23 protein-coding genes are annotated in these 21,482 nt (G+C 56.8%); 12 read left to right on the forward strand and 11 right to left on the reverse strand.

The annotated features are described in order from the left end of the window. Positions 1 to 62: 62 nt before the first annotated feature. The 3 genes from B2590_RS03440 to B2590_RS03450 are packed head-to-tail and all read right to left on the reverse strand — an operon-like array spanning position 63 to position 2,627. A complete protein-coding gene (locus B2590_RS03440; RefSeq protein ID WP_041332594.1) occupies positions 63 to 851 on the reverse strand; it encodes an ABC transporter permease in 789 nt (262 codons plus the stop codon). Continuing rightward, complete coding sequence (locus B2590_RS03445) at positions 835 to 1,620, reverse strand: ABC transporter ATP-binding protein (RefSeq protein WP_091642182.1); 786 nt, start codon at positions 1,618 to 1,620, stop codon at positions 835 to 837. The genes B2590_RS03440 and B2590_RS03445 overlap by 17 nt, the downstream gene beginning before the upstream one ends. 2 nt (positions 1,621 to 1,622) lie before the next feature. After that, on the reverse strand, positions 1,623 to 2,627 hold the full coding sequence (locus tag B2590_RS03450) for an ABC transporter substrate-binding protein (RefSeq protein ID WP_041332593.1): 1,005 nt from the start codon (positions 2,625 to 2,627) through the stop codon (positions 1,623 to 1,625). 424 nt (positions 2,628 to 3,051) lie between these two features. Between B2590_RS03450 and B2590_RS03455 the strand changes: the two genes are divergently transcribed. Both B2590_RS03455 and B2590_RS03460 read left to right on the forward strand, forming a co-directional pair. Then, on the forward strand, positions 3,052 to 4,017 hold the full coding sequence (locus tag B2590_RS03455; protein ID WP_041332592.1) for an isopenicillin N synthase family dioxygenase: 966 nt from the start codon (positions 3,052 to 3,054) through the stop codon (positions 4,015 to 4,017). Next, positions 4,010 to 4,765: an alpha/beta fold hydrolase gene (locus B2590_RS03460; RefSeq protein WP_213479984.1), complete on the forward strand. Its 756-nt coding sequence runs from the start codon at positions 4,010 to 4,012 to the stop codon at positions 4,763 to 4,765. The genes B2590_RS03455 and B2590_RS03460 overlap by 8 nt, the downstream gene beginning before the upstream one ends. Before the next feature lie 53 nt (positions 4,766 to 4,818). Here B2590_RS03460 and B2590_RS03465 read toward each other — a convergent pair whose 3' ends face one another. Both B2590_RS03465 and B2590_RS03470 read right to left on the reverse strand, forming a co-directional pair. Further along, positions 4,819 to 5,805 carry an ABC transporter substrate-binding protein gene (locus B2590_RS03465; RefSeq protein WP_213479946.1) on the reverse strand — a complete coding sequence of 329 codons (987 nt, stop codon included), beginning with the start codon at positions 5,803 to 5,805 and terminating at the stop codon, positions 4,819 to 4,821. A 9-nt stretch (positions 5,806 to 5,814) separates the two neighbouring features. Continuing rightward, positions 5,815 to 6,774, reverse strand: coding sequence for an isopenicillin N synthase family dioxygenase (locus B2590_RS03470; protein WP_041332591.1), 960 nt, complete (start codon positions 6,772 to 6,774; stop codon positions 5,815 to 5,817). A gap of 236 nt (positions 6,775 to 7,010) precedes the next feature. On the opposite strand from B2590_RS03470, the gene B2590_RS03475 reads away from it, so the two are divergent. Further along, positions 7,011 to 8,372: an 8-oxoguanine deaminase gene (locus B2590_RS03475; RefSeq protein WP_091644502.1), complete on the forward strand. Its 1,362-nt coding sequence runs from the start codon at positions 7,011 to 7,013 to the stop codon at positions 8,370 to 8,372. 48 nt (positions 8,373 to 8,420) lie between these two features. On the opposite strand, the gene rutF is transcribed toward B2590_RS03475, so the two are convergent. Genes rutF through rutA form a run of 6 tightly spaced genes read right to left on the reverse strand, consistent with a single transcriptional unit; the run spans position 8,421 to position 12,640 of the window. Then, on the reverse strand, positions 8,421 to 8,948 hold the full coding sequence (gene rutF / locus B2590_RS03480) for an NADH-dependent FMN reductase RutF (RefSeq protein ID WP_091644504.1): 528 nt from the start codon (positions 8,946 to 8,948) through the stop codon (positions 8,421 to 8,423). A gap of 10 nt (positions 8,949 to 8,958) precedes the next feature. Next, positions 8,959 to 9,549 (reverse strand): malonic semialdehyde reductase, encoded by a 591-nt coding sequence (locus B2590_RS03485; RefSeq protein WP_041332590.1) that lies wholly within the window; start codon positions 9,547 to 9,549, stop codon positions 8,959 to 8,961. Then, positions 9,546 to 10,379: a pyrimidine utilization protein D gene (gene rutD / locus B2590_RS03490; RefSeq protein ID WP_091644507.1), complete on the reverse strand. Its 834-nt coding sequence runs from the start codon at positions 10,377 to 10,379 to the stop codon at positions 9,546 to 9,548. The genes B2590_RS03485 and rutD overlap by 4 nt, the downstream gene beginning before the upstream one ends. Further along, complete coding sequence (gene rutC, locus B2590_RS03495; RefSeq protein ID WP_041332589.1) at positions 10,379 to 10,765, reverse strand: pyrimidine utilization protein C; 387 nt, start codon at positions 10,763 to 10,765, stop codon at positions 10,379 to 10,381. The genes rutD and rutC overlap by 1 nt, the downstream gene beginning before the upstream one ends. 16 nt (positions 10,766 to 10,781) lie before the next feature. After that, complete coding sequence (gene rutB, locus B2590_RS03500) at positions 10,782 to 11,552, reverse strand: pyrimidine utilization protein B (RefSeq protein ID WP_052479367.1); 771 nt, start codon at positions 11,550 to 11,552, stop codon at positions 10,782 to 10,784. After that, on the reverse strand, positions 11,549 to 12,640 hold the full coding sequence (rutA, locus tag B2590_RS03505; protein WP_041336425.1) for a pyrimidine utilization protein A: 1,092 nt from the start codon (positions 12,638 to 12,640) through the stop codon (positions 11,549 to 11,551). The genes rutB and rutA overlap by 4 nt, the downstream gene beginning before the upstream one ends. Positions 12,641 to 12,939: 299 nt before the next feature. Here rutA and rutR point away from each other — a divergent pair, with 299 nt between their 5' ends. From rutR to B2590_RS03550, 9 genes are all read left to right on the forward strand, one after another. Beyond that, on the forward strand, positions 12,940 to 13,632 hold the full coding sequence (rutR, locus tag B2590_RS03510) for an HTH-type transcriptional regulator RutR (RefSeq protein ID WP_041332588.1): 693 nt from the start codon (positions 12,940 to 12,942) through the stop codon (positions 13,630 to 13,632). Between the two features lie 238 nt (positions 13,633 to 13,870). Further along, complete coding sequence (locus B2590_RS03515; RefSeq protein WP_091644509.1) at positions 13,871 to 14,881, forward strand: isopenicillin N synthase family dioxygenase; 1,011 nt, start codon at positions 13,871 to 13,873, stop codon at positions 14,879 to 14,881. Between the two features lies 1 nt (position 14,882). Beyond that, positions 14,883 to 15,269, forward strand: a complete 387-nt coding sequence (locus B2590_RS03520; RefSeq protein ID WP_041332587.1) for a VOC family protein — start codon at positions 14,883 to 14,885, stop codon at positions 15,267 to 15,269. 32 nt (positions 15,270 to 15,301) lie between these two features. Next, on the forward strand, positions 15,302 to 16,390 hold the full coding sequence (locus B2590_RS03525; RefSeq protein WP_091644512.1) for a BMP family ABC transporter substrate-binding protein: 1,089 nt from the start codon (positions 15,302 to 15,304) through the stop codon (positions 16,388 to 16,390). After that, a complete protein-coding gene (locus tag B2590_RS03530; RefSeq protein ID WP_091644515.1) occupies positions 16,387 to 17,907 on the forward strand; it encodes an ABC transporter ATP-binding protein in 1,521 nt (506 codons plus the stop codon). The genes B2590_RS03525 and B2590_RS03530 overlap by 4 nt, the downstream gene beginning before the upstream one ends. Continuing rightward, positions 17,900 to 18,991, forward strand: coding sequence for an ABC transporter permease (locus B2590_RS03535; protein ID WP_091644518.1), 1,092 nt, complete (start codon positions 17,900 to 17,902; stop codon positions 18,989 to 18,991). Before B2590_RS03530 ends, B2590_RS03535 begins: the two co-directional genes overlap by 8 nt. A gap of 2 nt (positions 18,992 to 18,993) precedes the next feature. Further along, complete coding sequence (locus tag B2590_RS03540) at positions 18,994 to 19,920, forward strand: ABC transporter permease (protein ID WP_091644521.1); 927 nt, start codon at positions 18,994 to 18,996, stop codon at positions 19,918 to 19,920. Between the two features lie 43 nt (positions 19,921 to 19,963). Beyond that, positions 19,964 to 20,749, forward strand: coding sequence for an SDR family NAD(P)-dependent oxidoreductase (locus B2590_RS03545; protein ID WP_041332585.1), 786 nt, complete (start codon positions 19,964 to 19,966; stop codon positions 20,747 to 20,749). A 2-nt stretch (positions 20,750 to 20,751) separates the two neighbouring features. Then, positions 20,752 to 21,393 carry an isochorismatase family protein gene (locus B2590_RS03550; RefSeq protein WP_041332584.1) on the forward strand — a complete coding sequence of 214 codons (642 nt, stop codon included), beginning with the start codon at positions 20,752 to 20,754 and terminating at the stop codon, positions 21,391 to 21,393. Positions 21,394 to 21,482 lie beyond the last annotated feature (89 nt).

Here is a 21,482-nt window from a genome sequence, read left to right on the forward strand (position 1 = left end):
TGCCAGATCGGTATTGTTCAATCTTTCCTGTTCAGACAATTCGTTAACCTCTTATGACATGCTTAGCCCTGTTTTTTGGGCAGGCTCCATGGGAAAAAGATCTGCTGCGCCCAGTGCACCGACTTGAACAGCAACAGGCTGACCACTGCCAGAAAGAACAGCCCCGCGAAGGCCTGCGGAATCCGGAAAAACGACGTCGAGAACTGAATGAAGTAACCCAGTCCCTCTTCGGCGGCAACAAATTCCGCCACCACGGCGCCGATAATGGCCAGAGTGATGGCCACGCGCAGGCCGCTGAAAATATGCGGAATGGCGTAAGGAATCCGGATCTGCCAGGTTTCCCTACGCAGCGGGGCATCCAGCGAACGACTCAATTCAACCAGTTCATCGGGGGTTTCGTTGATCCCGGTCGCAGTCGAAACCACCAGCGGGAAGAACGTCAGCAGGCAGGTAATCAATACCCGTGATGGGTCATCGGACCCCATCAATACGATGATCAGTGGCGCAACCGCCACCACCGGGGTGGATTGAACCACCACCAGTAACGGAAAGAGAGTGCGCGACAGCAGCTCCGATCGCATCATGGCGATGGCAATGGGAATCGCCACCAGGATGGACGCCGCGAACCCCATCAAAGCCACCCGCAGGGTCGCCCACAGATGGGTAAACCAGCGGCTCATCTCCACATTGAAAAAAGCCTCGACGATGGCCGAGGGGGCTGGCAATACATAGGCCGGCAAAGAGAACCCCTGACAAACCAGTTCCCATAGCAGAACCAGCGCCACAAAGAACAACCAGGGCGCCGCCGTCAACAGGGAGCGGCCGGCCCTATTCTCAAGCTTCAGGCTCATAGATATGCTTCCTCAGTCGCTCAGTTAACTGGCCGAATCTGGGTTCGGATATGGTTTGGGTCGTGCGTGGCCTAGGCAGGTCCACATCCACCATCTCCAACACGGTACCGGGGCGCTTGCTCATCACCAGCACCCGGTCTGCCAGCAGCACGGCTTCGGCGATGGAATGGGTAATGAATAGCACGGTCTTGGGGTTTTCCTGCCAGATTTTCAGAAGATCGAACCCGATCTGCTCCCGAGTCATTGCATCGAGTGCCGAGAAAGGTTCATCCATCAACAGAATATCCGGGTTCAGCAACAGCGCCCGAACGATTCCGACCCGTTGCTGCATGCCGCCAGAGAGCTCATTCGGCATCTTGTTGGCAAAACTTTCCAGGCCCGCCATGGCCAGCAAGGCGTCCGCACGCTTTTCATCGTCACGACCGTAACGGCCGAACTTGTGCTTGAGCGGGAAAAGCACGTTCTTTCGGACAGTCAGCCAAGGCAACAGCGTTGGTTTCTGAAACACGATACCAACGTCGTCCCGGGGTCCGGAGACCTGCTTTCCAAATACCGAGACCTGTCCCTCTGTTGGGGTCAACAGCCCGGCAATCATCCGCAGCAAGGTGGATTTTCCGCAGCCGGAAGGTCCCACCACCGCCACGAACTCGTGACGGCGGATGTCCAGTTCAATACCGGTGACCGCGGGCGGGATTGCCGGGTTGGGATCGTAACGGTGCCCGACTCCGGAGAGCCGCACAAACGGACGATTAGTGGCGGGCTCAGTCATGCTTACAGCGCCTCAAAAAGGGTCCGGTCGATGATGATTTCCGGGTCCAGTGCATCACCGGCCAGTTTCTCGGCTTGCGCCACCCAGCTCCAGGTCAGCGCCACACGTTCCTCAGTGAGGGCTCCCAGGCCATCCCGGTCGCTGACGTCGTTCATAACCAACTTCATGGTGTCGCCAATCTGGCCGGTTGCTACATCGACATCCACTTCCGGCACCATGCTGTTCAGAGCTTCGGCTGCCTTGCGCGGATTCTCGCTGGTGAACTTGAGAGACTTGTCAAAAGCCCGCAAGAAGCGCTTGGCCACGTCCGGACGCTCACTCAGGAAGGCCTCGCTGGCCACCACGGATGCCGAGTAAAGTTCCAGTCCGGCATCGGACCATGGCAGTACCACCAGCTCGTTACCGGTGGCTTTGGCCTGATCTGCAAACAGGGCGATATTCGTGACCCAGGCAATGATGGCGTCGGTTCCACCGTTCATCAGCATCGGCCCCAGGGCACCTGGGTCAGCCTTGGTCAAACTCACCGCATCCTCAGCCATGCCGTTCTCTTTTAGCACCAGCGGCAGGAACGCATTGGAGGATGTGAACGGTGATGTAGCGACTTTCTTGCCCTCGATATCCGTCATCTCGCTGATGTCGGCCTTCTGCAAGGTAAAGAACGCATGAGGTGCCTGGTTGAAGATGCTATAGACGGCTGTCACCGGCAGACTATTGTCCTGGACCTTGGCTGCCATCAGCGCCCCGATGTCTGCGCTGCCGATGTCGGCTTGTCCGGTGGCAATCTTGGTAATCGCGTCGGTCGAACCCCGGCCACTGGCGATTTTGACTTCCAGGCCTTCGGCTTCAAAGAATCCCTCCTGTACACCTACATACACCGGTGACTTATCCCCCCCTGGCAGCCAATCCAGTTGGTAAACCACTTTGTCGGCCGCCAATGCTGCCTGAGCCATCAACCCGCCAGCCAGTGAGGCAGCGATCAGAATCGAGCGTTTGAAACCTTTGTGCATGAGTATTCTCCTTCGGGTTTAATCTTTCCGAGCTTTATTGATCATTCGGTCAGGTTTTAAAACTGAACTGCAAAGGACAGGCCAGAATATGTCTGTTACCGCACAATTCGTTGGAAACCTCACCTTTACCGCTGAAAACACTCCAGTTTCCGGGCCTGTGTTGCGTGTGGAAGGCCAGCCCACACATCTCTACATGTAAGCCCAAACAAGCGCTGGACCGCGTTTTATGGCGCGCGAATCTGGTGCATTAAATGGGGAGCCGCCCTGATATGAAGCCTTTACGAAATCCGCTGCAACGCCACTGAACCCTCGAAAACCGTGGTATTTCCGGCCATCCGCCCGACCAACGATATTTCTTGATTGGCACGCTTTGTGAATTACTGACCACATGGACAGTTTTAGAATCGTAAACCGGAGTTAAAGCATGAGCAGCACGAATGAAACAGGCGGTTCATTACCCATCATTGACCTGTCGTTACTCTCGGGAACCGAGCAACAAAGGCAGGCGCTGACGAGCTCGCTGACCGAAGCCTGTCTGCATACGGGGTTCTTCTATATCCGCGAACATGGCATCCCCCCAGAGCTGATCGATCAGGTATTCAGGGAGTCACAGGCTCTGTTCAACCTGCCAAAAGAACACAAACAGGCGATCCACAAGGCTCACTCCCGAGCGAACCGAGGCTATGAATCAATGAGGGGGCAGACTTTGGAGACCGGCGCGCCCCCAGACTTGAAAGAAGGGTTCTACATAGGCGAAGAGCTGGACGAAACCGACCCCCGCGTACAGGCCGGCCGATTCAACCAGGGTGGAAACCAATGGCCAGAAACACTGCCCGGCTTCCGCAACACCATGACCTCATACTTCAACGCCATGAACCAGCTCAGCACCCGCATAATGGAGGCTCTGGCCCTAACCCTGGATCTGAAACCGGACTTTTTTACGGACTTCTGCCACCAACCATTATCCACCCTGAGATTGCTGCACTACCCACCTCAACCCGCCCAGCCGGCTCCCGGGGAAAAAGGGTGCGGAGCCCACACAGATTTTGGCGGCATCACCGTCTTGCTGTTAGACGACAAGCCGGGGCTTCAGGTGTGGGATGTCCGTTGTGAGCAGTGGATCGAAGCAAAACCCATCCCCGGCACTTTTGTGGTCAACCTTGGCGACATGATCGCCCGCTGGACCAACGACTGTTACCGCTCAACCCTGCACAGGGTCGTCAATACGTCGGGCGCCGAACGCTACTCGGTGCCGTTTTTCTTCAGCGGCAACCCCGACCACACCGTCACCTGCCTGCCTACCTGCCTTTCCGAGGGTGAGCAACCTCACTACCCGTCCACAACGGTTGAAGCCCACCTGATGGAGATGTACCGGAGAACCTATGCCTGAACAAATGACGACCGCCGTTCTGATCCATGGCGCCTGGGCCGGCGGCTGGGTATGGGAAACCATCACCCCTTATCTCAAAGAGCAGGGCTTCAACGTTATGGCACCGGATCTCCCGGGGTGCGGAAGCCGCCTGGGCAACCCGGCCGACGCCTCTCTCAGCCAATGCGTCGACGACCTGGAAAAGATGCTTCAGAAGGTCGAAGGCCCACTGCTACTGGTGGGGCATTCCGGGGGCGGTGCCGTTGCAACCCAACTGGCAGAAGCCATTCCTGAACGAGTCATTGGCGTTGCCTACCTGGCGGGCATGATGCTGCCTTCCGGTACGGGTTTTGGCCAAATCGTCAGCGACATGCGGGAACAGTACCCCGAAGCCTCCGGCATTGGCCCGTTTCTGACCTGGGAAGACAACGGGCAGGTTTCCCGCGTACCGGCAGATGCCATACGTCAGATTTTCCTGCAAGACGTCAGTGAGTCCATTGCCGAGCAGGCAATTCCCCGCTTCAATCCACAGGCCGAGGGCAGCCGGATGCTGGTGCCTCACTGGACTGACGCCCGTTTTGGAAAGCTGCCAAGGCTGTACATCGAGGCGAGGCAAGACCGCTCTGTGATCTTGCCGGTGCAACGGCGAATGCAGCAGCTGGTCCCGGGCGCATCGATCGTTTCTCTGGATACCGGTCACGTTCCCCAGGTCGCAGCACCTGGTTGTGTTGCCCTTGCCCTGGCGGAATTTGTAGCCAGCCAGATGTAAAAAAGGACGGCCTTTCGGGCCGTCCTTCTGATTCATACTATCGGGTACGCTGATCAGTCGGCGTAGACCGATTGTATATAGGACAGATCAAACGCCTTTTTCCAGTCCAGATCCTCCGGCAGGGTGCCTGCTTCAACCATATCCTCAAAGAATGCCTGCCAACGTTCCAGGGTCATCATCCCGTAACGACCGTCCTCGGCAGCGCCGGACAGAAGAATACCCTCCTCCTGCATTTTCGCATGGCTGTAGGCCAGCAACGCATCCTGCATTTCGGGGTTGTCTTCCTTGATCAGGGCATTCGCCGGGGCCGGATTCTCGAAATAGGCCTTCCAGCCCTCCGCTGTTGCGGCAACCATCTTCTGCACAACCTCCGGATTCTCTTCGATCCTGTCAGCCGTGGTATCCAGCGTGGCCGCATAGGCCTCCCAGCCATAGTTGGCCAGTAGCAGGCTTTTTCCCTTGACCCCGGCCTGATCCAGGAAGAAACCATCATTGGTTACGTAGCCCTGCTGAATCGTCTGATCATCCTGGATGAACGGAGCGAAGCTGTAGTCGTAGGCCTGCAACTGGTCATCGGTGTAACCATATTCAGTTTTCAGCCACGGCCAGTAGGCAACCCGTCCTGCGGTAGGAACACGCATGGATTTGCCCTTCATGGCTTCCAGAGAGTCATTGCCAACACCCTCATGAACCACTAACGACTGCGGATCTTTCTGGAAGAATGCGGCGACTGTTACCAGAGGGATTCCCTGGTTAACGGCGTTGAGCGACTGCAGGCTGTAGCCCATGATGAAATCCACCGACCCACCCATGAGCAACTGCACATTGTTCACCTGGGGGCCACCCATCTTGATGGTGACATCCAGTCCGTGCTTTTCATAAATCCCCATGGCCTTTGCGGCATAGAAACCACCGTGTTCGGCCTGGGCATACCAGGTTGTGGCAACGGTTACCGGGGTCAGTTCCTCTGCCTGGACGAAACCGGCGGCAGCACCGAACGACAGCGTGAGACCCGCCGCAATGTTCTTCAGTTGTTTCATTGTCATTCCTCAGTTCTGGGCCTGGGCCCCGTAGGTGTTGGTGAGTTTTTCATTCAGGTGCTGCCCTGCCGAGATAGGCCCATAAATCGCAGGGTTGTCTGCGGTGGCGCAACTCTCGATGCAGGCTATTTCCGATGTTTTGTTGGGGTGGCAGAAAAAGGCAATGGAATAACGATCACGATGACGATGCTCTGGTGCGACGTTCACCCGATGCGGCGTCGAACAGAACACATGGTTGGTCCAGCGATGCATCAGGTCCCCGGTATTGACCACAACGGTGCCGGGTATCGGCGTCGCCCGGATCCATTCTCCCGAGCGGGTGCAGACCTCAAGACCGCCAACATCATCCTGGAACAAGAGGGTGATACTGCCGTAATCGGTATGGGCTCCGGCACGACTTTCACCGTCTTCCGGCTCAAATCCTTCGGGTAATGGCGGGTAATGCAACAGCCGCAGGGTATGGTCGTGTTCGTTGTGGGCATTCTTGAAGAAATCTTCCGGCTGCCCCAGCGCGAGGGCGAAAGCTTGTAGCACCCGGTCGGCGGTTAGAATGCACTCCCCGAGAAACCGGGTCATAACAGTCTCGAAACGGGGATAGCCGGCGGGCCAGAGGTTTTTATGGGTGTCCGGACCGGGGCCTTCCGGCGCTAGATTGAAAGCCTCTTTCAAGTCACCCGGACGGGTGGGATCAAGCTTTTCCCGCTTGATCCCAACATAACCTCGATTACTCTCCGGGTTCTGCCAGGCGACCCCTTGCTTATCCTTCTGTGGCAGAGCAAAAAACGCTTTCGAACCGGAGAATGCCGCTTCCAGCTGCTCATCTGGCATTCCACAACCCGACAGATAGAAAAACCCCCAATCCTGACTGGCCCGACGCATCTGGTCCGCCACCGATTTACGTTCCGCACTGGTTCCGTTCAAGAACCGCTCAAAATGAATTACGGGTATTTCCTGTGTCTCGTTCGGCATGTTTTCTCCTGCATCACTCCATGCTTTGTTATCCAGTTGGTCAGATAATTTGCAAATGACATGCCATAAAAATCCGCCTTAAAAGCCCCATTATCGGACTCTTTAACAGATATTCCGCCTCAAAAAAGTGCACACTGCTATTTAATTGACCATAAGGTCAGGCTTTTACCGAAAACCAGACAGGCATTGCTCTTGCATAGTAATCAGCCCCATTTACCACCAAGACGATTTCAGCAATGACAGAAACTCTGCTACTTAAAAATGCTCGCGTTATCGCCACCATGGACGACAACGACAGAGAGATCGAGAATGGTTACATTCTGGTCCGCAACAACCGTATTGAAGCGGTCGGCGCTGCCGACGACTGCCCCGATACTGCAGATCGCACCATCGACCTGAAGGGTCATGTGGTGAGTCCGGGGCTGATCAATACCCATCACCACATGTTCCAGTCTCTGACTCGTGCGCTGCCCGCTGCACAGAATGGCGAGCTGTTCGACTGGCTGAGCGCCCTGTTTCCAGTCTGGCGAAACATCACCCCGGCCATGCAACGAGCTGCCAGCCGAACCGCCATGGCGGAGCTGATGCTATCGGGATGCACCACCGCCGCCGACCACGCCTATCTGCATGTCAACGGCATCACTCTGGACGACAGTTTCCAGGCGGCCGCAGAAATGGGCATCCGTTTCCATGGCGCTCGGGGCGCCATGAGCCTGGGCCAGAGCAAGGGTGGGTTGCCACCGGATGAACTGGTGGAGCAGGATGAAAGTGCGATCCTCAAGGACATGTTGCGAGTCGTGGAAACACACCATGATCACAGCCCGGACGCCATGGCTCGGGTGGCGCTGGCACCCTGTTCGCCATTTACCGTAACAACCGACCTGATGCGCGACGCCGCCACCATGGCCCGGTCATTGAAGGTAGGCTTACATACCCACACGGCGGAAAACTGGAAGGATCTGGCCTTCAGCCAGGAACGCTATGGCATGACGCCGACCGAATATACGGAAGAGGTCGGGTGGGTCGGAGAGGATGTCTGGCACGCCCACTGCGTACACCTGGATGACCCCGGCATTGCTCTGTTCGCTCGAACCGGTACTGGCGTCGCTCACTGCCCCTGCTCAAACATGCGATTAGCCTCAGGCATTGCCCCGGTCCGGAAAATGGTGGATGCCGGGGTAAAGGTGGGACTCGGCGTGGACGGCAGCTCCTCAAATGATAGTGGCAACCTGCTGGATGAGGCACGCCTGGCCATGTTGTCAGCCCGCGTGAGGGATCAGGAGCCCGGCGCCATGACCGCCCGGGAAGCGCTGCGGATCGCTACCCGTGGTGGCGCGGAAGTGCTCGGCCGGGGGGATGCCCTGGGCAGAATTCAGCCGGGCTACTGCGCGGACATCGTGGCTTTTCGCACCGATGATATTGCCATGGCCGGCGGCCAGAGCGATCCACTGGCCTCGCTGGTGTTCTGCACACCACCGCGCGTGCAATGGAGCATCATCAATGGTCGTGTGGTGATAGAAGAGGGCCACCTGCTGACCCGTTCCCTGCCTCACATCATTGAAGAACAGAACCGGATGGCGGAACAACTGATGGCTTAACGTTCCATGCTGTCCGGGCGGTCGGTTACCGGACAGCAAGAGACCCCGTCACTCGCTTTTCAGACGGTGGTAACCCCGATCAAAGTAGACCAGACCACCGATATCATCCTGATGGCGGACGTTCGCGACCTCACAGAACAGAATGTCGTGAGTACCCACACTTACCCGCTTGCTCACGGTGCAGTCGAAGCTCACCAGCGCCTCTTCCAATACCGGTGCGCCGGTGACCGCGGTGCTCCAGGTTGCGCCGGCAAAGCGCTGTTCCATGGTCGTTTTGCTGCCGAACAGATTCGATAAATCGGATTGGTGATCAGCCAGCGTGTTGACGCAGATGCTGTCATTCTGCCGGAAGGCGTCGTACACCGATGCGCCACGGTTCAGGCACACCAACAGGGTAGGCGGCTCGTCGCAAACGCTGCAGACAGCCGTAGCAGTGAATCCCGCTCGACCACCCGGCCCATCGGTAGTGACAACATTGACGGCTGCGGCCAGGGTGGACATGGCATTGCGGAACGACTGCTTGTCCACGAGCGGCGGCATGGTGAGCACCTCACGAAGTTGCGGTTGAGATTTCATCATTCTCTCCTTATGCCAGTCGGCAAGCGTTGTCGAATTCCAGGCGAGGCAATCTGCCATAGACCTTGTCCGGATTGCCGTGGCCAAGGTTGATCAGAAGATTGACTTTCCACGTATTCCCAGCGAAGAACGCCTCATTGACCTTGCCAGGATCAAAGCCGGACATTGGCCCGGTATCCAGGCCCAGCGACCGGGCAGCCAGTATCAGGTAGGCAGCCTGCATTGAACTGTTACGAAATGCAGTTTCGTAAGCCATTTCGGGGCTGCTGGTAAACCAGCTTCGAGCATCGCCATGGGGAAACAACTCGGGCAGTCGCTCGTAAAACTCTTCGTCATAAGCCACGATCACCGTGACCGGAGCACTCATTGTCTTGTCCAGGTTACCGCTGGACAGACAGGGCGCCAGTTTCTCCTTTCCAGCGGCACTTCTGACAAACACAAATCGAGCCGGGCTGCAGTTGGCAGATGTCGGGCCCATTTTCACCAGGTCGTATAACGCCCGGAGCGTGTCTTCCGGGATGGACTGATCCAACCAGCCATTGTGGGTGCGCGCCTCGGTAAACAGTTGACCGAGGGCCTTTTCATCAAGTTGTTGGCTCATAGGGCCTCCTGGGTGGTTAACGCCGCTGCGGGCAAACGATGTTTCCTGAGGTGATCGAGCATCAGTTCATTGAACCGTTCAACCTCTGTGACATTGACCCCATGACCACCTTCGGGCAGAAGCCGAATGCTGGAATTTGGCAGACGGGCCGCCAGCTTCTGGGAACAGGTCCAAGGCACCAATGAGTCATCACGGGTCGCAAGCACGAGCGTCTCTGCACGCACTTTGGCCAGCTCCTGCGCAGCCGGTTGCCAGGCCAGAAGCGCCGCGATGCGCCTTAGAACATTTGCCGGAGGCGGGAAACTGGCCAACGCATGAGAAGACTCCTGCTCCAGCCACTCAGTGTTGGCGGCTATCCATACCGGCGTGTACAGGAACAGAGGCTGGGCTTCGAGATACGCCTCAGGCCCGGAATTCAGCAGTAACTTCCTGCGCACCGAGAAGCATCGCCGGGAATGCGCATTGGGTTCTGACCAGGCGTTGATTAACAGCAGGCTGGCAACCAACTCCGGCGACCGTCGCGCCAACTCCAGACCGATCAGCCCGCCCAGTGCATGACCAATGAAATGCACCGGCCCGGACACCTGATCCTCCAGCAACCCGCCAAGCTCTGCCGCCATCGCTTCAACCGTGTAGAGCTCCGGGATTTCACCCCGGCTGCGCCCGGTGCCGAAATGGTCATAGACCAGCACCCGATAATACTTGGTTAGAGCGGGCAACTGAGCCGCCCAGTAATTCCTTGACCCACCGAGCCCGGCACTGAGCACGACGAGCTCACCGTCGGCCGGGCCATGGATTTCCCAATAAAGTGAGCTTACGGCACCAGTCATCATTTACCTACGTGCGCAATACTGGCGATTTCAACCAATGCATCCGGCTTCACCAGGCCACATTGAATGCAATAACGGGCCGGTTTCTCTCCCGGAAAGTACTCGGCATACACCTTGTTGACCGCCGCGTAGTTGTCCCAGTCGGTGACCATGATCATGTTGAAGGTAACGTCGTCCATGGTTCCGCCCGCCGCTTCAACAACGCCTTTGATGATCTCCAGTACGTGCCGGGTCTGGGCTTCTGCGTCGCCGACGTGAACCACGTTGGTGTCCTTGTCAAACGGCAAAGTCCCGGAAACGTACACAACGCCATCGGCCATGGAGCCGGGGACGTAAGGAGCCAGCGGTTTTCCTGAACCTGCGGGAATAATGGAAGTCTTTGGCATGGTGTATCTCCGTCTTTTATGCAGCTGTGGATTCAGTTTGAGCTGTTTCTGCGTCGCCTGTAGCGCCGCCGAAGGTCTGGCAGAAATCTTCTGTGCTGGACACCCAGCCGAAGAACGTTTCAATGTTGTACAACGCGGCCTGCTGGATGAACTCCGGGCCAGCCTGGTGCGTGGCATCGGCCAGAACCACCCCGAAGTACTCCAGGAAAAAGCCGTCTCTCAGGGTCGATTCAACACAGACGTTGGTCGCGATGCCGGTAAAGATCAGGTTGCGAATACCCCGACTGCGCAGAATGCTGTCAAACGAGGTGTTGAAGAAACCGCTGTAACGGGGCTTGGGTATGACTATATCGCCGGGCTGTGGCTGAAGTTCCTCCACCAGATCATAGTCCCAGGTACCCTTGGCAAGAAGGCTGCCATTGAGTTCCGGTTTCTTACGCATGGTTTTCAGGGCATTGGATTTGTACCAGTTCGGGGAACCGGGGCCACCAGCTTCAACGTACTCTGGGTCCCAGCCGTTCTGGAAGAAAATCACCGGAATGCCTGCCGCCCGCGCCACAGCGATCGCCTTTTTGATCTGCTGGATGACAGGTCCGGTTGTGGAAACGTCGAAGCCGGCCCGGTCCAGATAACCTCCGATCGTGGAATACGCGTTCTGCATATCCACCACGACCAGCGCCGACTCACTGGCGCGGACATTCAGGGCTTCCGGTTTTCCCGGCAATTCCAGAACAGGTTCCGCGCCGGTATTCAGGATGTAGCCCGATTGCTCCGTTTCGATGTTCATACGGCCTGCTCCAGTTCCTGGTTGATATGTACCCGCGTTTTCATCAGCGGCTGAATGTACTTGCCGAAGTCCTCAATGCCCTGAACGAAATCGTCAAAGGTCAGCATTACGCCACTGACACCCTCAACCGTACCTACTTCATCCAGCATCCGAGCGACACTCTCGTAGGAACCTACCAGGGTGCCCATATTGATGTTCACTGCGGACGTCGGATCTGCCATCTGACGGATGTTGGTATCGGATTTGGACTTCTTGTCCGCGGCACCCTGTTCACCGAGCCAGGCCACCGCCTCTTCATCGACACCTTCCTTGTAGGATTCCCACTTGGCCCGCGCCGCTTCATCAGTTTTGTCGGCAATCAGCATGAACAGGGCGACGGAACTGACCTCCCGCTGGGCTTCTTCGGTAGCCTTAACCAGGCGCTCAACGGTTGGCGCAAAGGCAGTTGGCGTGTTCACCCCTTTACCAAAGCAGAAGTTGTAATCGGCATATTTGGCGGTAAACGCCATCCCGGCCTCACTCTGCCCGGCACAAATAACTTTCATGTCGGCCTGCGGTACGGGGCTAACACGACAATCATCCATCTGGAAGTGCTCGCCTTTGAAATCACTGTGGCCAGTCGCCCAGAGATCCCGCAGCACCTGGGCATATTCACCAAGATACTCATAGCGGGAGCCGAAGAATTCATCGCCCGGCCATAGCCCCATCTGGGAGTATTCCGGTTTCTGCCAGCCCGTCACCAGGTTCACCCCGAAACGACCATTGGAGATGGAATCAATGGTGGAGGCCATACGAGCAACGATGGCCGGCGGCATGGTCAGTGTTGCCGCAGTGGCGAATAACTGGATTTTGCTGGTGACTGCAGCAAGGCCCGCCATCAAGGTGAACGACTCCAGATTGTGCTCCCAGAATTCAGTTTCACCGCCGAACCCGCGCAGCTTGATCATCGACAGCGCGAAGTCGAAGCCGTAGCCCTCTGCTTTCTGGGTAATCTCCCTGTTCAACTCGAACGTCGGCATGTACTGAGGCGCGTTCTTCGAGATCAGCCAACCATTGTTGCCGATGGGAATGAAGACGCCGATATTCATCTGTTCGCTCATGGGGTTCTCCTTGATGTTTCCGGTCTGATGGCGCACTCGGGCCACCACCTGTGACTCACGTTCCCCAACAGCAACGCATAATGTCGGCCATAATGCTTTTTATTATTACAAATCAATTACCTGCAACTTTTCACTTAATAATTTCAGACCATTTGGTCTGAAATAGAGCACTCGGTTTGTGCACTGCGGGCGTTTTTGGGGCAAACCGGCTGATCGCATCTAAAAGACCTATTCACCGAGAAATCCGGTGCTAGAATGAGCGTCCGGTCAATCCAGCGGAGAACTACGTGAGCGTCATCAGAAAGGGCAAGGAAACAGCCAGCGAGGGCAAACGGAAGCCACAGCGGGTTCCCTCCGCTGCGGCGCTCAATAGAAGAATGCGCAATAGCGAGAAGAAACGGGCAACTATTCTGGATGCTGCGCTAAGCACCTTCTCGAAATACGGATTGCACGGCGCCAGTATCGACCAGATTGCACTTCAGGCCGATGTATCCAAAACCAACCTCTTCTATTACTTCAGCAGTAAAGAAGAGCTCTACGTCAGCGTACTTCGAGAGCTTCTGGATTTATGGCTCAAACCGCTGCGGGCATTCACGGTCGAGCAGGATCCTATAGAGGCCATCAGGGACTACGTTCGGGTCAAGCTGGAGTTTTCGAGGGACCACCCCGCCGAATCCCGACTGTTCTGCATGGAAGTCATGCAGGGCGCGCCGTTAATGCTGACCGAACTGCAACAGCCACTGCACGATCTGGTCGAGAACAAAATAGAGGTTATCCAGACCTGGATTGATCAGGGCAAACTGGCGCCCGTAGAGCCTTACCACCTGGTTTTTTCGCTATGGGCGACCACCCAGCACTACGCCGACTTTCGCGTACAGGTAGAAGCCGTTGCCGGGAAAACGCTGGAAGATCCGGGCTTCTTTCAGGAAACCCTCAGTAGCCTCGAAACCATCATTCTTAACGGCGTCCGCCCCCGCTGATCGGAGAGCAGCTCGTTCCCCGAAACTCTCCTGCCCCTAATTTGGGCTCAAAGTAGAACCATACGCTCTAATTTAGACCATTTGATCCGGGTCAATTTTTCATAAACCACTAACTGATTGTTTTTTAACAAAATCGAAAAATGGCACGCTTGCTGCTACGTCAATCAGCGAGCGAGAACGACTCCTTTGTTTTTTATCCGGGCCCTTCTCGCAAAACTGAATTGAAGGAGGTTGTGCCATGCAGTTGCAACACGTACCAACGATCGACCTTGCCCCTTACTTCGAAGGCACCCCTGAAGGGAAGGCCCAGGTGGCGAAGGAGGTCGACAGGGCCTGTAAGGATATTGGTTTCCTGGTCATCACCAACCACGGAATTCCCAGCGAACTGGTGGATCGCGTCTATTCACTGAGCCGCAAGTTTTTCAACCAGCCCATGATCGAAAAGCGGAAAGTGGATCGTCCCAGCCCTGATATGGTGCGCGGTTATAGTGCCATTGCCGAAGAAAGCCTGTCCTATTCGATGGAAGAAGCCGCGCCGGGAGACCTGAAAGAATCCTTTTCCATCGGGCCCACAGACGTACCGGACGACGAGTACCACCGGGGCGCCGCCGCAGGCCCTCACTTTGCGCCGAATGTGTGGCCGGAAACCATTGAAGGCTTCAAAGAAGCCTACTCAGACTATTTCGATGCCATGAGCGACCTGGCCCGTTCGCTGATGCGTATTTTTGCCCTCTCCCTCAAGCTGGACGAGCATTTCTTCGACGACAAGATCGACAAAGAAATCAGCATGCTGCGCACCCTCAGCTACCCCAACATGGGGACAAACATTGAAGCTGGCCAGATGCGTGCAGGGGCCCATACCGACTATGGCAGCCTGACCATTGTCAAACCCGACAACTCACCGGGTGGTTTGCAGGTATGCAACCAGAACGGGGAGTGGGTCAGCGTGCCCTATGTGGAGGGCAGTTTCGCGGTCAATATTGGCGACCTCATGATGCGATGGACCAATGACCAGTGGATCTCGACCCTCCACCGTGTTGTCAATCCGCCGCTGGACGCCAAGACCGCCGAGCCGCGCCAGTCCATTGTCTTTTTCCACCAGCCAAACTACGACGCCATGATCGAATGTCTGCCCAGTTGTCTGGACGAAGCTGGCAAAGGCAAATACCCGGCTGTCAGCTCCGGTGACCACCTGAAATCCAAATTCGTCAAACAGACAACCTTTGGTGGCACCCAGGAGGTGGCTTGATATGGGGACGCTCTCTTACGTCAATGTTTTCGCCAAAGATATAGAAGCCCTCAGTGTTTTTTACCGGGATCTGTTCGGATTCAAGGAAATTCCGGAGATCCGTTCACCCATCTTCCGCGGCCTGGACACGGGGCGCTCCTGCATCGGTTTCAATGCGCTGGATGCCTACGAACTGCTCAAGCTCGATGATTACTCGGACACAAAAGGCTGCAAGTTCCTGTTGAACATTGATGTGGACAGCAAGGAAGAGGTGGACGAGTACGTTCCCAAAGCTCTCACCTCTGGTGCAACGCTCATCAAAGAGCCCTACACCACCTATTACAACTGGTACCAGGCTGTAATGCTGGACCCGGAAGGTAACGTTTTCCGAATCAATCACATGATGTAGAGCCGTTTCTCCCAACCAAAGGAAGTACCAACATGAAAAAACTCATATTCAGTGCCTGCTTTGCACTGGCCGGTTTCCTGGGCCTATTGAACACCGCTCACGCCGAAGGCTTCACTCTCAAGAGTGACCCAAAGATCGCCATGCTCTATATCTCTCCGACCAATGACGGCGGCTGGACTCAGGCTTTTGATGAAGCCCGTCAGCGCCTGGAGGATGAACTGGACATCAAGATTCAGTACGTGGAAAGCGTTCCTGAATCTGCCTCGGCCATCCGGCCGGCCGTCGAGCGTTTTATCAAACGTGGCGCCAACATTATTATCGGTACCGCTTTCGGTTACTCCGATACATTCAAATCATTGTCTGAAGACTATCCGGACGTCGCCTTCCTGAACGGTTCTGGCACCACCAACGGCCCCAACCTGCTGTCTTACTACGGCCGTACCTACGAGAGCCAGTACCTTTGTGGCATGGCAGCCGGCGCAGCGTCTGAATCCGGCAAGCTCGGTTTCGTCGCTGCCAACCCGTTCGGTGTTGTGAACTGGACCATCAATGCTTACGCCATGGGTGCCCGTGAAATGAACCCCGATGCAACCGTCACCGTGGTCTATACCGGCGCCTGGAATGACCCCACCAAAGAGCGCTCCGCAACCAAGGCCCTGATCGATCAGGGCGCCGATGTCATCGGCCAGCACGTAGACACCCCGACACCGCAACTGGTTGCCCAGGAAAATGGCGTCTACGGCACAGGTCACCATCGTGATTTCCGCGAGTTCGCACCGAAGGCTACGGTTTGTTCGTCAGTCTGGGTCTGGGATCGCTTCCTGAAGAACGAACTGGAAAAAATCATCGCCGGCAACTGGGTACCAGCCCCCCATGGAGCGCTGCTGTCCATGAAAGAAGGCGGTACCGACATCGCCTGCTGTGGGCCGAACGTTGATGAGGAAGAAGAAGCCAAGATTATGGCGGCCCGCGAGAAGCTGATGAATGGTGAACTACAGGTCTATGCCGGCCCGCTGAAAGACCAGAACGGCACCGTTCGCGCAGCAGAAGGCGAAGTCGTATCCGATGGCGCCCTGTGGCAGATGGACTGGTTTGTTGACGGAGTGATTACCCAGCAATGAGTACACAGAACGCGATCCAGCTGAGCGGCGTCAGCAAGACCTTCGACGGTTTCAAGGCCCTGTCCGACGCTGACTTCACCGCCAGGTGGGGCGAAGTTCACGCCCTGCTCGGCGAAAACGGAGCCGGCAAGTCGTCCCTGATGAACATCGTGGCCGGCCTCTATGGTCCCGAAGGCGGATCGCTGTTCATCGACGACAACCCAGTAAAACTGAAAGGCCCGAAAGAAGCCGCCAAACTCGGCATCGGAATGGTTCACCAGCACTTCAAACTGGTGACTCCCTTCACCGTTGCCGAGAATATCCTGCTGAACCTGGGTCATATCCAGGCCAGCGGGCTTTATCGGGAACGCCTACGCCGGGTGTCTGACGACATCCGTGCCATGGCCGAGCGCATCGGGTTCAGGATTGATCCCGACGCCCGCATTGATCAACTCTCCATCGCAGAACAGCAACGCGTGGAAATTCTTAAAGTACTTCTGGCCGGCGCCAAGATACTGATTCTGGATGAGCCTACCGCCGTGCTTACCGAAGAAGAAGCCGAAAACCTGCTCACGACCGTGCGGGGATTCGCCCATGAGGGCGCTGCTGTCATCCTTGTAACCCACAAAATGAACGACGTGCTGCGCTATGCCGATCAGGTCACCATTATGCGTTCGGGCCGAACCATCAAAAGCCTGAAGCCGGATTCGGTATCCGTGGATGAACTGGTGAAGCTGACCGTCGGCGAATCAGCACCGGAGCAGAGGATTCCTGTAGAGGAACGGACATCTGGTGAGCCTTATTTGAACGTCAAGGGTCTCACCAGCACCGGTGACCACCGGGCCCTGAATGGCCTGGACCTGACCCTGAACAAGGGGGAAATATACGGTATCGCCGGCGTCGGCGGGAACGGCCAGAGCGAACTGGCCAACGCCCTGATGGGCATTCCAGAGGGTGTCGAAGGCACCATGAAGCTGATCGGCGAAGGCGATCTGGCCGACTTCGATGCAGCCCGGCGCCGCGCCATCGGCGTCGCCGCCATCCCTGCAGACCGTTATGGTTCTGCTCTTGCCGGCCCGCTCTCTATCGCTGACAACTTTGCCTTGGGCGACATCCATTCCGGACGATATGGCCCGTTCTGGTATCTCAAAACCGGAGCCATCGAAGCAGACGCGGCGGAAGCCGTTCGACAATTCGATGTCCAGGGTGTTCGTTCGCTGAAACAGAAATCGGCACTGCTCTCCGGAGGGAACGCACAAAAGCTGGTCATCGCCCGGGAGTTCAGTCATCCCCCTAAACTTGTCCTCGCCCACAGCCCCAGCCGGGGCCTCGACGTCAAAGCGACCGAAGCTGTCAGGAAACGGCTGCGTGCAGCCCGGGATAATGGCGCAGCGGTTCTCCTTATCAGTGAGGATCTGGACGAAGTCATGGCCATGGCCGACCGGATAGGCGTCATGTCCGCTGGACGTATCGTGAACGAGTTTTCACAGCCTGCCGATCGTCAGGCCATTGGCCAAGCAATGGTGAACCATGTCTGAATTTGCATTACAACGCCCGCTCATAAAGCGCAGATATACCCTGGAAGTCCGCCAGCAGATGGCCTGGCACTGGCAGGCACTGATTCTGGCCGGGTCCATGATCCTAGGCCTGCTGATTTCCGGCACCATCCTCGTGGTCGCGGGAGTTCCGGCAGGCGAACTGCTGAACGAGTTTGTGATCCTCACTCTGTTTGATAGCCAGAGCCTGACATCGGTGCTCTTTCAGGCCTCACCGCTGATTATGGTGGGCCTGGCTGGTTGCCTGGCGTTCCGGGCCAAGTTCTGGAACCTCGGCCTGGAAGGCCAGATGATCTTCGGGGCCATTGGCGCCACTGCCATCACCATGTGGGACATCGGTGCTCCGGGCATGCGTCTTCCACTGATGATCGCCGCCGCCATGGCCTGCGGATTATTGTGGGCGGTTGCCCCGGTACTTCTTCGGCTCAAGCTTCAGGTTAATGAAATTGTTTCGACCCTGATGCTCAATTACATTGCGATTAACGTATTGCTGCACCTGATGTACGGGGCCTGGAAAGACCCCAAAGACGCGTTCCCATACTCTCCCAAGTATGAAAGCTTCGAGCTTCTGCCGGAGTTGGGAAATGGCCTCAGCCTGTCGATCCCCATCGCCATTGTCATTGCCCTACTCGTACTCTGGTTCGTCAACATCTCCCGCGCCGGTCTCTATCTACGGTTCGTGGACAAGAGCCCGAAAGTCGCCAGTGCCGTTGGGGTTCCTGTTGCCAAAACCATCCTGATGGCAGTGCTCTTTTCCGGCGCCCTGGCGGGACTGGCTGGCCTTATGGTCGCCGCGGGCCAGGAGGGTCGCCTCACACATTCCTTCTACGTGGGCTATGGGTTTTCAGGCATTCTGATCGCGTTTCTGGCCCGAAATAATCCCATTGCGGCCACCTGCGCCGCGTTGCTGATTGCCACCCTGTTCGTTGCGGGTAGAAGCCTTCAGGTGTTCTATCAAATCCCGTTTGCCATGGTGCAACTGATCCAGGCCGTACTGGTGATCTGCGTCGCCTCTTCAGATTTCTTTATTCGACATCGTATTCGCCGCGTGCAAGGGGAAGACTGATCATGGACCTGATTACGAGCTGGATGGGTAACATCCCTGAGTTTGCCGTGCCTTTTGCCCTCGCGGCTCTGGGACTGATCATCACCGAGAAATCCGGTGTTCTGGCACTGGGTGCCGAGGGGCTGATGCTTGTTGGGGCCGTTGCCGGGATAGGTGCCTACCTGACCTTCGAACACACCGCGCTCGCGCTGATCATGGCCATGTTTGCCGCCAGCGTGGTTTCCCTGCTGTTTGCCCTGATGGTTCTGGTCATGCGCATGAACCAGGTAATCTCGGGTCTGGTACTGGTGTTCTTCTGCCAGGGACTGACAACCCTGACCGGAACACTGATGGGCTGGACCAACCAGCCTGTGCCCGGACTGGAGACCATCGCATTCTGGCCACTCTCCGAGTTGCCCTACCTGGGCCGGTTTTTCATTCAGAATCCCGTGGTCTATCTAATCCCTGTGATTTTTCTGGTTTCCGTCTGGGCCCTCAATCGCACTACGCCCGGACTGCGCATGCGCGCCGTTGGCGAAAATCCACAGGCAGCGGACGCTGCCGGCATCCCGGTACTGAGCTACCGGTTGGCGGCCATTGTGATCGGCGCCGCGTTGATTGGTCTGGCCGGTGCATTCATTGCCGTTCTGAGCACCAAACTCTGGATTTCAAACATGACCGCAGGCAGGGGATGGATTGCCGTCGCACTGGTTATTTTCGCTCGCTGGTCACCCTGGAAAGCACTGGCCGGGGCCATTCTGTTCGGCTGCATTGAAGCACTAATTCCTCAGTTGGCCGCTTCCGGCATCAAGCTATCGCAATACTTTGTGTTCATGGCCCCTTACGCCATCACCCTCGGTGTCATGATCTGGGTGGCCGCATCAAAAAGGGACAGCAACAGTCAGCCCGGCGCCCTGGGGGCACCCTTTATCCGGGAAGAGCGCACCTGATCCGGCGCAGAACAGACACCCTACCGATCACCAGGAGAGTACCTTGAGCAAGACTCTGTTTATCACCGGTGCAACCTCCGGCTTTGGCGCCGCCACGGCCCGGCGGTTTGCCGCCGACGGCTGGTCCATTGTTATCTGCGGCCGCCGGGAAGAACGCCTTTACGCTCTGGCCGATGAGCTTGGATGCCTGACACCGGTGCATCCTCTGAAACTGGATGTCCAGGACGCCGAAGCGGTGACACAGGCGATCGCCTCGCTGCCTTCAGGCTTTCGTCGGATTCATACCCTGGTCAACAACGCCGGCCTGGCACTGGCACCGGCTGCCATGCAGGATGTTCAGCTTGCCGACCTGCACACCATGATCAACACCAACATTACCGGGGTGGTCAATGTGACCCATGCCCTGCTGCCCACACTGATTGAGACCGGGGCCGGCACCAACATCATCAACATCGGCTCCACTGCCGGTGAGTGGCCGTATCCTGGCAGCCATGTATACGGTGCCAGCAAGGCGTTTATCAAACAGTTCTCCTACAACCTCCGCTGTGACCTCCTGGGCACCGGGGTGCGCGTCACCGATCTGGCACCCGGCATTGCCGAAACCGAGTTTTCGGTAGTTCGTAACAGCGGCAACAAGGCCGCAGCAAATTCTGTTTACGAGGGAACCGTGCCGTTGTCTGCCGAAGACATTGCCGAGCAGATTGCCCACATCGCCAACCTGCCCGACCACATCAATATCAATCGTGTGGAAATGGTACCGGTACGGCAAGCCTGGGGGCCCTATGCCATTCATCGCGAACAGAGCCCGAGCCACGAACAGGACGCCTGAACATGCCGAAACTCAGATATGCCTGGCCGGTCGTCACGGGTCGTACCGCCCTGATTGTGGTGGACATGCAGCGAGTCTTCTGTGAGCCCGAGGGAGATCTTTACGTTCCATCGACCACAGCAATCACGCCACGAATTCAGCAACTGGCCGACGTTTGCCGGAAGAACGGAGTCCCCGTTATCTATCTGCGTCACATCGTTCGCGGTGACGGCACTGACACCGGGCGCATGAGCGATATGTATCCGGATGTCGACGAGGTTCTGGCGCGTGACAATCCCATGGTTGAGATTATCGAGCAGCTTGCGCCGCTGACCGGAGATGTGGTGGTGGACAAACTCTTCTACAGCGGCTTTCACGGCACCGACCTGGACACCATACTACGTTCCCGGGATGTGGATACCCTGATCGTTTGTGGCACCGTCACCAATGTTTGCTGTGACACCACCATTCGCGACGCCGTTCACCGGGAATACAAGGTTATCGCGCTGAGCGATGCCAGCGCCGCCATGCCCTATCCCGATCTTGGCTGGGGGGCCGTTACTGCAGACGAGGTTCAAAAGGTCGCCCTGACCACCTTTGCCTACGAATTCGGTGAGGTGACAAGCACGGACGATATTGTGCAGAGGCTGCAGAGCCGGGAGTAACTCCCGGCCCGTCAGGACATCAAATCAGAGACTACTCCTGACCGGACTCATACTTGCGCTCGGGAGGGTCGAAACCAAAGTCCCGGCCG

The organism is Marinobacter sp. UBA3604 (genome assembly GCF_002375325.1).
In the GTDB taxonomy this organism is placed as follows: Bacteria; Pseudomonadota; Gammaproteobacteria; order Pseudomonadales; family Oleiphilaceae; genus Marinobacter; species Marinobacter salarius.

Coding starts and splice junctions, on each gene's coding strand:
- B2590_RS03440 (WP_041332594.1), bottom strand. CDS start 851: ATGAGCCTGAAGCTTGAGAATAGGGCCGGCCGCTCCCTGTTGACGGCG.
- B2590_RS03445 (WP_091642182.1), bottom strand. CDS start 1,620: ATGACTGAGCCCGCCACTAATCGTCCGTTTGTGCGGCTCTCCGGAGTC.
- B2590_RS03450 (WP_041332593.1), bottom strand. CDS start 2,627: ATGCACAAAGGTTTCAAACGCTCGATTCTGATCGCTGCCTCACTGGCT.
- B2590_RS03455 (WP_041332592.1), top strand. CDS start 3,052: ATGAGCAGCACGAATGAAACAGGCGGTTCATTACCCATCATTGACCTG.
- B2590_RS03460 (WP_213479984.1), top strand. CDS start 4,010: ATGCCTGAACAAATGACGACCGCCGTTCTGATCCATGGCGCCTGGGCC.
- B2590_RS03465 (WP_213479946.1), bottom strand. CDS start 5,805: ATGAAACAACTGAAGAACATTGCGGCGGGTCTCACGCTGTCGTTCGGT.
- B2590_RS03470 (WP_041332591.1), bottom strand. CDS start 6,774: ATGCCGAACGAGACACAGGAAATACCCGTAATTCATTTTGAGCGGTTC.
- B2590_RS03475 (WP_091644502.1), top strand. CDS start 7,011: ATGACAGAAACTCTGCTACTTAAAAATGCTCGCGTTATCGCCACCATG.
- rutF (WP_091644504.1), bottom strand. CDS start 8,948: ATGAAATCTCAACCGCAACTTCGTGAGGTGCTCACCATGCCGCCGCTC.
- B2590_RS03485 (WP_041332590.1), bottom strand. CDS start 9,549: ATGAGCCAACAACTTGATGAAAAGGCCCTCGGTCAACTGTTTACCGAG.
- rutD (WP_091644507.1), bottom strand. CDS start 10,379: ATGACTGGTGCCGTAAGCTCACTTTATTGGGAAATCCATGGCCCGGCC.
- rutC (WP_041332589.1), bottom strand. CDS start 10,765: ATGCCAAAGACTTCCATTATTCCCGCAGGTTCAGGAAAACCGCTGGCT.
- rutB (WP_052479367.1), bottom strand. CDS start 11,552: ATGAACATCGAAACGGAGCAATCGGGCTACATCCTGAATACCGGCGCG.
- rutA (WP_041336425.1), bottom strand. CDS start 12,640: ATGAATATCGGCGTCTTCATTCCCATCGGCAACAATGGTTGGCTGATC.
- B2590_RS03515 (WP_091644509.1), top strand. CDS start 13,871: ATGCAGTTGCAACACGTACCAACGATCGACCTTGCCCCTTACTTCGAA.
- B2590_RS03520 (WP_041332587.1), top strand. CDS start 14,883: ATGGGGACGCTCTCTTACGTCAATGTTTTCGCCAAAGATATAGAAGCC.
- B2590_RS03525 (WP_091644512.1), top strand. CDS start 15,302: ATGAAAAAACTCATATTCAGTGCCTGCTTTGCACTGGCCGGTTTCCTG.
- B2590_RS03530 (WP_091644515.1), top strand. CDS start 16,387: ATGAGTACACAGAACGCGATCCAGCTGAGCGGCGTCAGCAAGACCTTC.
- B2590_RS03535 (WP_091644518.1), top strand. CDS start 17,900: ATGTCTGAATTTGCATTACAACGCCCGCTCATAAAGCGCAGATATACC.
- B2590_RS03540 (WP_091644521.1), top strand. CDS start 18,994: ATGGACCTGATTACGAGCTGGATGGGTAACATCCCTGAGTTTGCCGTG.
- B2590_RS03550 (WP_041332584.1), top strand. CDS start 20,752: ATGCCGAAACTCAGATATGCCTGGCCGGTCGTCACGGGTCGTACCGCC.